This is a genomic window from Desulfocucumis palustris (assembly GCF_002933875.1).
Lineage (GTDB): Bacteria > Bacillota > Desulfotomaculia > Desulfotomaculales > Desulfocucumaceae > Desulfocucumis > Desulfocucumis palustris.
The window spans coordinates 1-483 of sequence record NZ_BFAV01000082.1 but is presented as its reverse complement, the minus strand read 5'-3'; the positions used below and the strand labels follow the sequence as shown (position 1 = coordinate 483).

The following is a 483-nucleotide window of genomic DNA, read 5'->3' as shown; positions in this document are numbered from 1 at the left end:
TGGTTACGGTGGTGCGGTTTCCGCAGGGGTCGTAGGTGTAGCCGGTTACGTTGTTTAAGGCGTCTGTTACGCTGGTCACCCGGTTATTTAAATTATAGCCGCAGGTGGTGGTATTTTCCATGGGATCTGTTGTCGTAAGCAGGTTTCCCATGCTGTCGTAGGTGTAGGTGGTTACGTCCAGGTTTTCTCCCTGGGATGTCTCTCTTTTTCCCGAGGCTACCTTTCTGTGCAGGGAGTCGTAGCTGAAAAATTCAGCGTGCCCCAAGGGGTGCACTATTTCCGCCAGGTTGGAGCAGGGGTCGTATTTGTAGGTGGTAACGTTATTTGAAGGGTCGGCGGTGCCGGTAAGCCGGTTCAGTCCGTCGTAGGTAAATACGGTGTATACCCCTTCGGGGTCGGTTACTTTGGTTTGGTTTCCTGATTCGTCATAGCTGTAGGTGGTTTGGCAGCCTTTTGGGTCTGTGAGGCTGATTACTCTTCCGG

Annotated in this window: 1 protein-coding gene; it reads right to left on the bottom strand. The window is 52.4% G+C overall.

Annotated features, from left to right (window positions below; genetic code table 11):
• A partial coding sequence (locus DCCM_RS06770) for an RHS repeat domain-containing protein (RefSeq protein ID WP_165792041.1) occupies positions 1-483 on the bottom strand: 483 nt, incomplete at both ends.